This window comes from Sporosarcina luteola (assembly GCF_007991495.1).
In the GTDB taxonomy this organism is placed as follows: domain Bacteria; phylum Bacillota; class Bacilli; order Bacillales_A; family Planococcaceae; genus Sporosarcina; species Sporosarcina luteola.
Genome location: NZ_BJYL01000004.1, coordinates 60,076 through 74,723 on the forward strand (window position 1 = coordinate 60,076; position 14,648 = coordinate 74,723).

At 44.0% G+C, this 14,648-nt stretch carries 12 protein-coding genes; all 12 read right to left on the reverse strand.

What is annotated here, in order from left to right; translation table 11 throughout:
• Window positions 1–36: 36 nt before the first annotated feature.
• The 12 genes from pnp to SLU01_RS01505 all read right to left on the reverse strand — a co-directional run bounded on the left by pnp (window position 37) and on the right by SLU01_RS01505 (window position 14,601).
• On the reverse strand, window positions 37–2,154 hold the full coding sequence (gene pnp, locus SLU01_RS01450) for a polyribonucleotide nucleotidyltransferase (RefSeq protein WP_147054585.1): 2,118 nt from the start codon (window positions 2,152–2,154) through the stop codon (window positions 37–39).
• 142 nt (window positions 2,155–2,296) lie between these two features.
• A complete protein-coding gene (gene rpsO, locus SLU01_RS01455; protein WP_147054587.1) occupies window positions 2,297–2,566 on the reverse strand; it encodes a 30S ribosomal protein S15 in 270 nt (89 codons plus the stop codon).
• Window positions 2,567–2,710: 144 nt separating this feature from the next.
• Complete coding sequence (locus SLU01_RS01460; RefSeq protein ID WP_147054589.1) at window positions 2,711–3,649, reverse strand: bifunctional riboflavin kinase/FAD synthetase; 939 nt, start codon at window positions 3,647–3,649, stop codon at window positions 2,711–2,713.
• A gap of 11 nt (window positions 3,650–3,660) precedes the next feature.
• A complete protein-coding gene (gene truB, locus SLU01_RS01465; RefSeq protein WP_147054591.1) occupies window positions 3,661–4,572 on the reverse strand; it encodes a tRNA pseudouridine(55) synthase TruB in 912 nt (303 codons plus the stop codon).
• A gap of 64 nt (window positions 4,573–4,636) precedes the next feature.
• A complete protein-coding gene (gene rbfA / locus SLU01_RS01470) occupies window positions 4,637–4,984 on the reverse strand; it encodes a 30S ribosome-binding factor RbfA (protein WP_147054593.1) in 348 nt (115 codons plus the stop codon).
• 22 nt (window positions 4,985–5,006) lie between these two features.
• Window positions 5,007–5,285, reverse strand: a complete 279-nt coding sequence (locus tag SLU01_RS01475) for a DUF503 domain-containing protein (RefSeq protein WP_147054596.1) — start codon at window positions 5,283–5,285, stop codon at window positions 5,007–5,009.
• Window positions 5,282–7,759 (reverse strand): translation initiation factor IF-2, encoded by a 2,478-nt coding sequence (gene infB / locus SLU01_RS01480; RefSeq protein WP_147054597.1) that lies wholly within the window; start codon window positions 7,757–7,759, stop codon window positions 5,282–5,284. The genes SLU01_RS01475 and infB overlap by 4 nt, the downstream gene beginning before the upstream one ends.
• Entirely contained in the window at window positions 7,707–8,084 is a 378-nt protein-coding gene (locus SLU01_RS01485) for a YlxQ family RNA-binding protein (protein ID WP_147054600.1), read from the reverse strand. Before SLU01_RS01485 ends, infB begins: the two co-directional genes overlap by 53 nt.
• Entirely contained in the window at window positions 8,081–8,359 is a 279-nt protein-coding gene (rnpM, locus tag SLU01_RS01490; RefSeq protein WP_147054602.1) for an RNase P modulator RnpM, read from the reverse strand. The genes SLU01_RS01485 and rnpM overlap by 4 nt, the downstream gene beginning before the upstream one ends.
• A 19-nt stretch (window positions 8,360–8,378) precedes the next feature.
• A complete protein-coding gene (nusA, locus tag SLU01_RS01495) occupies window positions 8,379–9,611 on the reverse strand; it encodes a transcription termination factor NusA (RefSeq protein WP_147054604.1) in 1,233 nt (410 codons plus the stop codon).
• A gap of 22 nt (window positions 9,612–9,633) precedes the next feature.
• Window positions 9,634–10,110 carry a ribosome maturation factor RimP gene (rimP, locus tag SLU01_RS01500; RefSeq protein ID WP_147054606.1) on the reverse strand — a complete coding sequence of 159 codons (477 nt, stop codon included), beginning with the start codon at window positions 10,108–10,110 and terminating at the stop codon, window positions 9,634–9,636.
• Window positions 10,111–10,287: 177 nt separating this feature from the next.
• Window positions 10,288–14,601, reverse strand: coding sequence for a PolC-type DNA polymerase III (locus tag SLU01_RS01505; RefSeq protein WP_147054608.1), 4,314 nt, complete (start codon window positions 14,599–14,601; stop codon window positions 10,288–10,290).
• Window positions 14,602–14,648: the final 47 nt, after the last annotated feature.

A 14,648-nucleotide genomic window follows, 5' to 3' on the forward strand; every position in this document is an offset into this window, starting at 1 on the left:
GGGCTTTCCATTATGGTCATTATAGTTTACAGCTAATTACTCGTTCTTTTCAGCCGCTTCTTTTTGTTCTTTTAGAACGATTTTGCGGGATAGGTTTACGCGGCCTTGGTTGTCGATTTCGATGACTTTTACGAGAAGTTCATCTCCCATTTTCAATACATCCTCAACAGCCTTCGTACGTTCTTCCTGGATTTCTGAAATATGAAGTAATCCGTCTTTGCCTGGGAATATTTCAAGGAAAGCACCGAATTTCTCAATTCTTTTCACTTTACCTAAGTAATATTCTCCAACTTTTGCTTCACGGACGATGTTTTCAATCATTGCTTTCGCCTTTTCGTTCATTTCCGAATCAGGTGAAGAAATATAAATTGTTCCATCTTGTTCCGTATCGATCTTAACATTTGTTTCTTCGATGATTTTGTTGATTACTTTTCCACCCGGCCCGATGACATCGCGGATTTTATCCGGATTGATACGGATCATGATGATCTTAGGAGCGTATCTTGAAAGCTCCCCACGTGGTGAAGTAATCGTCGATAGCATATGATCAAGGATTTTCATCCGGCCGATTTTAGCTTGGGTTAATGATTCCTCTAAAATCTGTCGGGATAGCCCTTCGATTTTAATATCCATTTGCAAAGCTGTGATTCCTTTTTCGGTTCCAGCCACTTTGAAGTCCATATCGCCCAAGTGGTCTTCCATACCTTGAATATCGGATAGAACGGAATAGTTGTCCCCTTTTTTCACAAGGCCCATTGCGATACCGGCAACTGGAGCTTTAATCGGAATTCCTGCATCCATCATCGCCATTGTCGATGCACAAATGGAAGCTTGGGATGAAGAACCATTCGATTCAAGCACTTCTGCTACGAGACGGATTGTGTATGGGAATTCCTTTTCATCCGGAATGATTGCTTCAAGAGCGCGCTCACCTAATGCTCCATGACCGATTTCACGACGGCCAGGCCCTCGTATTGGACCCGTTTCCCCTACGCTGAAATTCGGGAAGTTATAGTGGTGCATGAACCGTTTCGATTCTTCCAGTCCAAGACCGTCGATGATCTGAACTTCACCCAGAGCACCTAATGTACATACGCTTAATGCTTGAGTTTGTCCACGTGTGAACAATCCGGAACCATGTGTACGTTGTAAGATGCCGACTTCTGACGAAAGTGGACGGATTTCATCCAACCCACGGCCATCCGGACGGACTTTTTCATCTGTAATCAATCTGCGGACTTCTTCTTTTACGAGATGGTCCAATATATTTTTCACTTGCTTCATCGTCTCTTCATCGGATTCCGCATTTGTATATTGTTCCGTCACGTCATTTTTCACAGCTGTGATTGCTTCTTCACGCGCATGCTTCTCTTCTGTTTGGATAGCGCTGATCAAATCTGCTTCGCATTTATCTTTCACTTCAGCCATCAATGCTTCATCGAGCTCGAACAATGTAATTTCCATTTTTTCTTTACCGACTTCAGCAATGATCTTCTCTTGGAATTCGATAAGTTGGATGATTTGTTCATGACCGAACATGATCGCTTCTAAAATGATATCTTCTGCAACTTCCTTTGCGCCAGCTTCAACCATATTGATGGCATCTTTTGTTCCGGCAACAACGAGGTCAAGTTCACTTACTTCCAATTGTTCTGGCGTCGGATTGACGATGAACTCACCATTGATGCGTCCGATTTGCACTCCCGCAATCGGCCCTTCAAATGGAATGTCTGAGATGGACAAGGCAAGGGATGAACCGAGCATTGCTGCCATTTCAGAAGAACAATTCTGGTCGACAGACATGACAAGCGAGATCACTTGTACATCATTACGGAATCCATCTGCAAATAACGGACGGATTGGACGATCGATTAGACGGCTTGTTAAAACCGCTTTTTCGGAAGGGCGCCCTTCACGTTTAATAAAGCCCCCAGGAATTTTCCCGACAGCATATAATCTTTCCTCATAATTAACTGTCAATGGAAAGAAATCAAGCGCTTTCGGTTTTTTCGACGCTGTTGCAGTAGACAGCACTGTTGTCTCTCCGTAACGTACAAGCACAGCACCATTTGCCTGTTTTGCAAGCTGACCGGTTTCAATTGTCAGTTGCCTCCCAGCCCATTCAAATGTGTAAACTTTTTTCTGTTCTGTCATTATAGTACTCCTCTCTAATTTAAAGCATGGACATCATACGTAGTATGTATTAAATAGTAGTGTATCAAAAAAGACGGACATATGCGAAAAATATTGATTCAATAAAAAAAAGCGGGCAAGGCCCGCTTTCGTATACATCTTATTAACGGCGAAGGCCGAGTTTAGCAATAAGATCACGGTAACGTTGAACGTCAGTTTCACGTAAGTACTTTAGAAGTCTTTTACGTTTACCTACCATTTTAAATAGACCACGACGTGAATGGTTATCTTTCTTGTGCAATTTAAAGTGGGTGTTCAAGCTGTTGATCTCTTCAGTAAGGATAGCGATCTGAACTTCAGCAGATCCAGTATCGTTTTCATGAGTTTTGTATTCGTTGATCAATTCATGTTTACGCTCTTGTGTAATAGCCATCCTTTTCACCTCCTAATAATTAAAATATCCCCAAATCCCGAGCATTCGTTGGTGAATCGATTTGCCAAGGAAAGGTTTGTACGATAGTACTGATTCATCATATCATGCGTGGATAGCATATGCAACAAAGAAAGTCTGCAACGATTATTTAAGGAGTTGCCTAGCAGTTTCCTTATCTTTACCTATTTGCTGGACAAGTTCATCAATGGAATCGAATTTCTTTTCCGCTCGTATGCGGGCTATCCAGTCGACTGTAACTTCTTTTCCGTAAAGATCTGAATCAAAATCAAGCACATGAACTTCTACGCTTGGTTTTTTAATGTCGGGGTTATGAAAGGTCGGTTTAACTCCTACGTTGCAAACACCATTATACGACTGATCCTCAACTGTGAATCGGACTGCGTATACGCCATTCGCGGGCAAGATCAGTTCTTCATCGGGCGCTACATTAGCGGTCGGGAATCCAAGCTGCCTTCCCCGCTTTTCACCATCGATCACAGTACCGACTGTCCTGAACGGTCTTCCAAGCAATAACGCAGTCTTCTCGACATTTCCTTCCGAGAGCAGTTTGCGAATTAACGTCGATGATATTTTCTCATCAGAATCCGTCACTTTCCCAACGGTAGTCGTCCCATAGTCACCATTCGATAATGCATCCATCTGTTTCATCGTACCGGCGCCTTTTGATCCAAATGTATAGTCAAATCCAGCCGTAACATGCTTAACGCCTAATCCTTTAATAAATATTTCTATGAATTGTTCTGGTGATAAAGATGCAAGCGCCCAATCAAACTTTACAATGAAAAGTACATCTATTCCCATCGCTTCGATTATACGGGCTTTTTCCGGATATTGTGTAATATAACCGATTCTTTCCTTGCCATCACCAAAGAGATGCGAGGGATGAGGGTCAAATGTCATGACGGCAGATTTGATACCTAGTTCGTCTGCCTTTTTCTTCGCCTCTCCTATAACCGTCTGATGCCCTTTATGCAAACCGTCAAAGAAACCGACGGCTAGTGAGAAGGGACCTTTATTTTCGCATGTATTATTTTCCGGGTATTGTAAATGATAGATTTCCATAAGTCTCTCCCCTACCTATTGAATGGAAACATTTTTTCTGGTTTCATCAATCCCTCTTTGTCAGGATGGTTGCGGTAAACAGCAATCGCTTTATTGGCTTTTGTAAAGACGATTCTTTCCTGACGAATAAGTGATGGATGTTGTGGTAATACTTGACCGTTCACTATTTTATCATATATATCATCATTTAGTTCCTCAAATGCAAATTCAGATAAAGCGTCCTCCAAAGGTCGAATATGCAAATCAAGATTGCCTTGATTTTTCACATCAGACACTTCCTGAATCGTCAAACAATCTTCTTTCCGGAATTTTCCGGAAGAAGTACGAACCAAGGCTGCCATATGCGCTGGGTATCCAAGCATTTCGCCGATTTGAACAGACAAAGTCCTAATATATGTACCTTTTCCACATGCAATGCGTATTGTAAACTGAACTTCTTCGCCTTCAAACAGTTCGCTGTCATCAAGTAATTCAATCTCATGAATTTGGACTTTCCGTTCAGGTCTTTCGACTTCGATGCCTTTTCTTGCATACTCATACAGCCTTCTGCCATTGACCTTAACTGCGGAATACATTGGAGGGATTTGTGTGATTTCCCCAGTCAATGTTGAAAGAGCCCGAAGGATTTCGTCCCGGGTAATTCTTTTAAATGATTCATCAACAGCGACTGCTTCACCATCTCCATCTTCCGTTTCGGTAGCAGTTCCAATTGAAACAGCTGCGATATACTCTTTTCCCGAATCCGTTACATATTCTGCAACTTTTGTCGCTTGGCCAAGGCAAATCGGAAGAACTCCTTCCACATTAGGATCTAACGTGCCGGTATGCCCTACCTTTTTCATGCCTAGTATTTTCCTCAGTTTAAATACGCAATCATGAGAAGTCATGCCTTTTTCTTTCCATAATGGTAGAATCCCATCCACGAACGTTCCTCCTAAAAAAGAGGAAGCCGGAAAGTCCTTTTGGACACCGACTTCCTCCAATTTGTCATTCTTCTTCTTTGTTAACTTGACGAAGCAGTGATTCAATACGATTACCGTATTCTACAGAATCATCGAAAGCAAATTCGATTTCCGGCGTTTTTCGAAGTCTGATCCGCTGGCCGATTTCGGTGCGGATGAACCCTTTTGCCTTCATCAACCCCGCAAGAGTAGCTTCTTTTTCCGAATCATTTCCTAATACTGAAATGAAAATAGTAGCTTGTTGAAGATCGCCTGTTACCTCGACATCAGTTACTGTTACAAAGCCGATTCGGGGATCTTTCAGTTTTTGGCTGATGATACCGCCTAACTCTTTTTTCATCTGTTCAGCAACACGATTCGCACGCATAGACATGGATGGTCACCCCGATTCCGTATCAATAGTAGTCAAGCATCAGATCTGTCATTTCCCAGTCAGGATTCGATTCCAGAAAACGGATGGCTCTTCTCGTCTCTCCTTCAGCCGCCTCTTTCGAGGAAGCAATCGAAACAAGCCCGACAGTCGTCCTTTGCCAAAGATTTTGATGATCTATTTCCGCAATGGAAACATTGAATTCATTTTTCACACGATCCGTCATTCTTTTTAAAACGGATCTTTTTTCTTTCAACGAATGGACATCAGGAATGAAGAATGTGCATTCTGCATATACGATCATGCTCGCTTGATTTCCTCCATGACGAAGGCTTCAAAGATATCGCCTTCTTTAATATCATTGAAATTCTTAACAGTGATCCCGCATTCATACCCTTTCGCCACTTCTTTTACATCATCTTTGAATCGTTTCAACGTATCAAGTTCACCTTCGAAAATGACGATATTGTCTCGAAGGACACGTACGCCAGCATCACGAGTGATTTTTCCGTCAGTTACATAACTTCCCGCAATCGTTCCGATTTTCGATACTTTGAATGTTTCACGAACTTCGGCTTGCCCGATCACTTTTTCCTCATACTCAGGATCTAGCAATCCTTTCATCGCCGCTTCGATTTCTTCAATTACTTTATAGATGACGCGGTGCAGACGGATATCGACGCCTTCCTCTTCTGCAGCACGTTTAGCATTTACATCCGGACGGACGTTAAACCCGATAACAATCGCGTTCGAAGCTGCTGCAAGGGAAATATCGGATTCATTTATGGCTCCTGCGCCTGTATGGATGATTTTGACGTTGACGCCTTCCACTTCAATTTTCATGAGAGAGGCAGCCATCGCTTCAACAGTACCTTGAACGTCCGCTTTGACGATCAAGTTCAATTCCTTCATCTCGCCTTGTTTCATCTGATCGAATAAGTTATCAAGCGTTACACGCGTTTTTTCGACCCGTTGTTCTTGCAATGCATCCCCGGCTCTTGATTCACCGATTTGTCGTGCTGTCTTTTCGTCTTCGAAAACGACGAAACGATCGCCCGCCTGCGGAACATCACTTAAGCCCGTTACTTCCACTGGAGTGGACGGACCTGCCTCTTTGACACGACGACCAACATCGCTAATCATCGCGCGGACTTTACCAAACGTATTTCCGACAACAATCGGATCGCCTACATGCAATGTGCCGTCTTGAACGAGCAATGTAGCGACAGAGCCGCGTCCCCGATCAAGTTGAGCTTCGATTACTGTACCTCTGGCGCGGATATCCTTGCTTGCTTTGAGTTCGCCGACTTCTGCAACCAAAAGTACCATTTCAAGCAATTGATCGATGCCCTCGCCTTTTAATGCGGAAATGGGAACAAAAATGATGTCTCCGCCCCATGCTTCTGCTAAAAGACCATGCTCTGTCAATTCCTGCATGACACGATCAGGATTCGCAGTCGGTTTATCCATTTTGTTTACTGCAACAATAATAGGCACTTCAGCAGCTTTCGCATGATTGATCGCTTCAATTGTTTGCGGCATGACTCCATCGTCTGCTGCGACGACAAGAATTGTTATATCGGTAATTTTGGCACCACGTGCGCGCATCGTTGTAAAAGCTGCGTGTCCAGGAGTATCAAGGAAAGTGATTTTCTTTCCTTCCACTTCAATTTGATACGCACCAATATGCTGTGTAATGCCTCCTGCTTCGCCCTGTGTCACTTTCGTGTCACGGATTGAGTCAAGAAGAGTCGTTTTACCATGGTCAACGTGACCCATAATTGTGACGACCGGCGGACGCTCAGTGAGCTCTTCTTTGACTTCTTCAGGTTCTTCGAAATATATTTCAAGATCTGTGACGTCAATGCGAATCTCTTCTTCCACTTCGACGCCATAATCCGCACAGATTAGCTCAATTGCATCTTTATCCAATTCTTGGTTAATTGTAGCCATGACACCAAGCATGAATAGTTTTTTGATGATTTCCGATGGTTCGCGCCCTAATTTATTCGCCAGTTCGCCGACAGATAAGGATTCATAGAACATGATTTTTTCCGGTAGTGGTTTTTCAACCTTTGGCATCGGAGCCGGACGGTGTCTTCTCCGTCCTTGGTTAATGCCCCTTGCCGGTGGTCTGCCGCCTCTTCCAGCCGGACGGTTGCCGCCTTGATTACCTTGGCCCCCTGGACGTTGTTGACCTTGAGCTGGACGATTGCCGCCCTGCGTTCCTTGGCCACCTGGACGTTGTTGACCTTGGGCTGGACGATTGCCGCCTTGGCTTCCTTGGCCACCTGGACGTTGTTGACCTTGAGCCGGACGATTGCCGCCTTGAGCTCCTTGGCCTCCCGAGCGTTGTTGGCCTTGAGCCGGACGGTTGCCGCCTTGATTACCTTGGCCCCCTGGACGTTGTTGACCTTGAGCTGGACGGTTGCCGCCTTGACCGCCTTGGCCTGGACGCTGTTGACCTTGAGCCGGACGGTTGCCGCCTTGACCGGATCGTTGTTGACCTTGAGCCGGACGGTCGCCTTGTCTTTTTGTATCTTGTGTATTACCCGATGGACGTGTTGATGGTTTACGATTATTCTGTCCAGTCTGTGAATTACCGGACGGAGTTGAACCACCCTTGCCAAATCGTTGATCCAATTTCGATGTAGCATCCTTATCCAACATTGACATATGGTTCGTCACATTTACATTTAATTTCCCAAGCTCCTCGATGACTTCTTTACTCGTCCGATTCACTTGTTTCGCGTATTCGTGTACACGTATCTTCGTCATTAGCCCACCCCCGGTTATATTCGTTGAGGAGCCCGGATGCTTTTTTGGCAAAGCCGGCATCCGTTAACGCGAGTACGACCCGCGACTCTTTTCCGATTGCATGGCCAAGTGCTTCTCTGCTCCCGAACACATGCTTCTCAACGTTGTAAAACTTACATTTATCGTCCACTTTTTTCAGTGTGTTTTTCGATGCATCTTCGGAAACGATCACAATGCGCGCATTGCCTGATCGTATTTCCTTCACGACCATCTCTTCGCCAGTAATCAATTTCCTGGCTCTAGCAGCCATCCCCAACAATTGGAAGATCTCATTAGAATGATTCATTTCAATGCCTCACGACGGATTGCATGAAGAAGATCATCGAAGACTTCCTCGGGCACCTGAGTTCCCAGTTGGGTTTCAATCGACCGATTGCGCTTCGCTGTCTCAACGGCGGCTTCAGTTTTTGATACATATGTACCTCTCCCTGATTTTTTACCGGTCAAATCGACTGAAACTTCACCTTCTTTCGTGCGGACGATGCGGATCATTTCTTTCTTTGGATACATAACGCCAGTCGCAGCACATTTACGCAAAGGTACTTTCTTTTTGGACGTCATGGGCAATCATCCTTTCAACTCAATTGTCTTCGTCTTCCGCTGAATATAGATCGATTGTTTCCGTTTCTGAATCCTCTTCCGGCTCATCGTCAAAATACGGATCTCCATTATATTCATCGTTTCCATTTTCGGTAATCGCGTATACATCATCTTCAAATAGTTCTTTATCCTGTCCCTCTTCAATTGAAAAACCGGAAGTTGAAGGATAAACGCCTAGCTCACGTGCATCAGTTTCACTTTTAATGTCAATTTTCCAACCAGTCAATTTAGCTGCCAGTCTCGCGTTCTGACCTCTTTTTCCGATTGCCAATGATAGCTGGTAGTCCGGAACTACGACTGTTGTGGATCTATCTTCTTCATTCACTTGCACGTCCAATACTTTCGAAGGGCTCAATGCATTCGCTACGAAGACGACCGGGTCTTCAGACCATTCAACGATATCGACTTTTTCCCCGTTCAATTCATTCGAAATGGATTGTACACGTGCCCCGCGTGAACCAACACACGAACCTACCGGATCAACAGCTTCATTATTTGTGTGTACGGAAATCTTCGAGCGATCACCCGCTTCGCGCGCAATCGACTTGATTTCAACAGTGCCGTCATAGATTTCGGGTACTTCCATTTCAAATAATCTGCGAAGAAGACCGGGATGTGTACGAGACACAAACACTTGTGGTCCGCGGGAAGTACGTTCAACCTTCGTAATATATACCTTGATACGGTCATGCGGCTGATAGGATTCGGTAGTGATCTGTTCACCCGCAGGAAGTACCGCTTCCACTTTGCCTAGTCCCACGTAAAGGTTTCTAGCGTCCATACGCTCAACAATGCCATTAACAATGTCATCTTCGCGATCCACGTATTCATCGTAGATTAAACCGCGTTCAGCTTCCCGCACTCGCTGTGTAACAACTTGTTTGGCAGTTTGTGCAGCGATTCGGCCAAAGTCGCGAGGCGTCACTTCTTCTTCAACAATATCGCCCAACTCATATGCAGGGTTGATGGATTGTGCATCTTCCAAAGCGATTTGAAGTCTTTCATCTTCCACTTCTTCGACTACATCTTTACGTGAATAGACTTTCATTGTCCCTTTATCTAAATTCAAATCGACACGCACATTTTGCGCTTGGTTGAAATTACGCTTGTAGGCGGTAACGAGGGCCGCTTCAATCGCTTCCACAATTACATCCCTTGAAATTCCCTTCTGCTTTTCAAGGGCTGTCAGTGCATCGAGTAGATCACTACTCATAATTAATCACTCCTATATTCAATTATGCGGAAAAGTCAATCGCAAGTCTTGCAAAAGCGATTTTGTCTTTGCCTATTTCAACTTGCAATTTCCGGGTTTTGATGCGAACTTCCACTTCCGCGGATTCAGGACCGTAGGCAAGCAAGTACCCTTCAAACTCCTTCATACCGTTGATAGGTTCGTACGTTTTAATGTACACATACTGGCCGATTGCCTTTTGAAAGTCCTCCTCTTTTTTCAGCGGACGCTCAGCCCCAGGTGAAGACACTTCAAGGAAATAGTTTTGAGGAATCGGATCGGTTCGATCAAGTTCTTCACTTAGCTTTTCGCTTACTTGTGCACATTGCTCAATATCGATATTCCCTTCGGGCGTATCGACATAAACACGTAAAAACCAGTCTTTTCCTTCTTTCACAAATTCAACATCTACTAATTCTAACTCGAGGTCTTTTACTATCGGACTGACGAGTTTTTCAACTTCTTCTGTAATTTTACTCATCATAACCCTCCCGAAATATGATTCAAACTTGTCTTATTGGTATAGACAACAGAAAAGAGCGGGAAACCCCACTCTTTTAAGCAAGACTTATAGCAAAAGTTGCTCCAATTATACCATTGGCTGGGTATCATTGCAAACGATGTGTCATTGTTAAGGGTTTTATGAAGAATTTTCAAGTTAAAAAAGTGAAAGTTGGTTTGAATCGGGCATCCCTTCAAGACACCCTAATGCATCCATATATTCAGTCACTGTTTTCGATACCCTTCCACGCTGCTGTAAATCTTCTTTTGAAAGGAAGATGCCGTCCTTACGAGCTTCGACAATGGTTCTCGCAACGTTCGTTCCTAATGATGGAATCGAGTCGAAAGGTGGTATCAATTGATTATCCTCAATAATAAATACAGATGCATCCGATTTATACAAATCCGGTTTTGCGAATGAAAAGCCCCTCTCCCCCATTTCCAAAGCGATCTCAAGGACTGTTAACAAGTTCTTCTCTTTAGGGGATGCTTCCAGCCCTTTATCATTGATTTCCTTAATTTTCGCCCGCATTGAGGCCGTTCCCTTCGTCATCGTCATGAGGTCGTAGTCAGTCGCCCGTACAGTGAAATAAGCCGCGTAATACATAATCGGATGATGCACTTTAAAATAGGCGATCCTTAACGCCATTAAAACGTAAGCGGCAGCATGGGCTTTAGGGAACATATATTTAATTTTCTTACAGGAGTCAATATACCATGCGGGCACGTTATTCGCTTTCATCTCTTCTTCAAACTCAGGTGTCAATCCTTTTCCTTTACGGACCGATTCCATTATTTTAAATGCGATGGAAGGCTCCAATCCTTGATAAATCAAATATACCATTATATCGTCACGACAACCGATTACATCAGACAATTGACAGATTTTATTTTGAATAAGCTCTTGTGCATTTCCGAGCCAAACATCAGTCCCGTGAGACAATCCAGAAATTTGAATTAGTTCAGAGAACGTCGATGGTTTCGTTTCCTCCAGCATTTGCCTTACGAAACGCGTTCCAAATTCCGGAACTCCGAGTGTACCTGTCTTACAATCAATCTGTTCCTCCGTAACGCCCAAAGAAGAAGTTCCGCTGAAAAGCGCCATAACTCCTTCATCATCCGGAGGAATCGTTTTCGGATCAATGCCGGAGAGATCTTCAAGCATTTTAATCATCGTCGGATCATCATGACCAAGAATGTCAAGCTTCAATAAGTTATTGTCAATTGAATGGAAATCAAAATGCGTTGTCCGCCAGCTTGATGCTGTGTCATCAGCCGGGAATTGGATTGGTGAAAAGTCGAAAATCTCCATATTGTCGGGTACAACGATAATCCCGCCCGGATGTTGTCCGGTATTTCGTTTGACGCCTGTACAACCTTGCACTAACCGGTCGATTTCCGCGCCCCGCAAATGCAAGTTATTATCATTCATATAGCCACGTACATATCCATATGCAGTTTTTTCGGCAACCGTCCCGATTGTCCCTGCGCGATATACATAGTCTTCACCGAAGAGTTCTTTCGTATAATTATGCGCATTTGCTTGGTATTCCCCACTGAAATTCAAATCGATATCCGGAACTTTATCTCCATTGAACCCTAGGAATGTTTCAAAAGGTATGTCCTGTCCATCCTTTTTGAACATCGTGCCGCATGACGGACATGCCTTATCCGGCAAGTCGAATCCCGAACCGACAGAGCCATCGTCGAAGAACTCGGACAGCTTGCATGAAGGACATACATAATGCGGCGGCATCGGATTCACTTCCGTAATCTCCATCATTGTCGCAACAAGCGAAGAACCGACAGAACCACGGGAACCGACGAGATACCCGTCATCCAATGATTTCTTAACAAGCTTATGCGAAATAAGGTAAATAACAGCAAACCCATTGTCAATAATCGATTTCAATTCTTTTTCAATCCGCGCCTCAATAATTTCAGGCAACTGTTCACCGTAAATATGGCGAGCCATCGAATAGGTCAATTCACGCACCTCTTCGTCTGCCCCTTCAATTTCCGGGGTATACAAGTCATCCTTAATAACCTTTACGTCTCCGACCCGGTCTGCGATTGACTGTGGGTTATCGATGACAATTTGTTCGGCTGTTTCTTTACCCAAGAAGGAAAAATGATCCAACATGTCATCCGTTGTTCTGAAATGCACTTCAGGTAAAGAATGTCGATTCATCGGATTTGCGCCGCCTTGGGATCGCACTAACACTTGGCGGTACATCGCATCTGTTTCGTCTATATAGTGAACATTCCCAGTAGCACATACCGGCAACCCCGTTTTTTTCCCAAGCTTGATCATCTTTCGCATAATGTCTTCCAGATTCCATTCATCCCGGATAAGCTCCAACTCGATCAAATGTGAATAAACCGGTTTCGGATGCAATTCAAGGTAGTCGTAAAATCGTGCAATCTCCTCTACTTCATCCATCGACTTTTGCATTAGGCCTTCAAAGACTTCCCCTTTATCACACCCCGATCCAACTAATAAACCTTGACGGTGTTTCATTAACAAGGAACGTGGAATCCTCGGCACCCGGTAGAAGTAATTCATATGGGAAATCGAAACGAGCTTAAAGAGATTTTTCAATCCTTCATCATCCGTAGCGAGCAATGTACAATGGGATGGCCTTGACCGTTTATATGCATCCCCTTCACCGATATTTTTATTGAAGTCATCCAAGTATTCGATACCTTTTTCCGCAGCATCTTTCATGAGCCGAATGAAAAGATAAGCCGTCGCTTCTGTGTCGTAAATAGCGCGGTGATGTTGGGTCAACTCTATATCGAATTTCTTTGCTAATGTATTTAGTCTGTGATTTCGCAGTTCCGGATATAAAAATCTTGATAGTTCAAGCGTATCGATTGTTGGATAGCTTGTGTCATGTAACCCGGCTCTTTTACTTGCTTCGTAAAAGAAGCCCATATCAAACGAAGCATTATGCGCGACAAGGATTGCATCTCCGATAAATTCTTTGAAATCCTTGATGACTTCCGATACTTCGGGTGCGTCTTTAACCATATCATCCGTTATACCAGTCAGTTCAGTCGTTGTAGAGGATAAAGGGTGGTGTGGATTGGCAAACCGTTCAAATCTTTCTTTGATTTCGCCGTTCACCACTTTCACTGCCGCCAATTCAATGATTGTGTCGTAAACAGCTGAAAGGCCTGTCGTCTCTACGTCAAATACTACGTATGTATCGTCTTCGAGCAAACGATGCTGTTCATCATAGACAATTGGGACTCCATCATCGACTAGATTCGCCTCAAGTCCAAACAGAACTTTTATACCGTGTTTCTTGCCTGCAGAATATGCTTCCGGAAATGACTGAACGTTTGCATGATCGGTAATCGCAATCGCCGGATGGCCCCATTTTGCAGCTTGCGCGACTAGTGCAGAGGCGGAAGTTACAGCGTCCATCTGGCTCATATTTGTATGGGCATGCAATTCGATACGTTTTCGATTTTCCGGGGCTGTGTCTTTCCTTATGATCGGGGCAACTTCCATGATGTCTTGAGCCATCATAATAAGATCCCTGACGAACGTGTCGTTCTGAATGCTTCCCCTCGCACGAACCCAAGCACCTTTTTTCAATGTTTTCATTAGCTCGGCATCTTCATTATCCCTAGAAAACATTTTAACGAGGATGGAATCGGTATAATCAGTCACCTTGATAGTTAATAAAGATCGACCGCTACGCAATTCTCTTACGTCGGTATCAAATACGTATCCTTCGATTGTCACTCTTCTTTCTTCATCTTGTATCGTATGGATACCCAATATCGCTTCATCCGGTTTAATCGGGGTACCTAATATGAATGGTCTATTCCCGGCATCCCCATTCTCTTTCTTCATAGCTTCCATTTTTTGAAGGCTAGCTAGCGCATTTTTCGCAAACGCTTCCTCTTCCGCCTCTTTCTGGGCAATAAAGGCTAACCGTTCCACTTCGTTATCTTCACTTTCTTCCATAATTGAAAATTCAATAGCGATAGGCGGAAAACCAACGGATGCATACGTTTCTGCGATGAGACGGACGTATTTACTTTTTAACGTCTGCTGTTCAAAATCATTTGAACACGTCAATGTCATTTTTTCGCCGACCATTTTAGGTTGCTGCCCAATAAGACGCTCGCGGATTGGAGGTGACATATCCCTCATCTCTTCAATGACATATGCCCAATATCCGACGACCATGTCAGGGTTCCATGTATCAGCAGTCGTAGTAATTTGAAGGCGGACAGTGGCGATGGACTTAAAGGTTTCCATTAGCCTTTGATGGAATAACTGAAATACTTGTACGGGCAATATCTTTTCGAGTCTTATATTAAATTGCCAAACTCTGGATTTGCGATGAATATCTACCCGTTCAAGAGTCCCCTGTTCGAAGTGGGCGATCGTTTGATCATCCGTCATTCCAACTTGCTGCAATAAGGTCAGCAATTTCACTTTGGCATCCATTTTTATACCCCCTTGATTCAGAAAGTGAAAAGAAGGAAGCGTCGAAT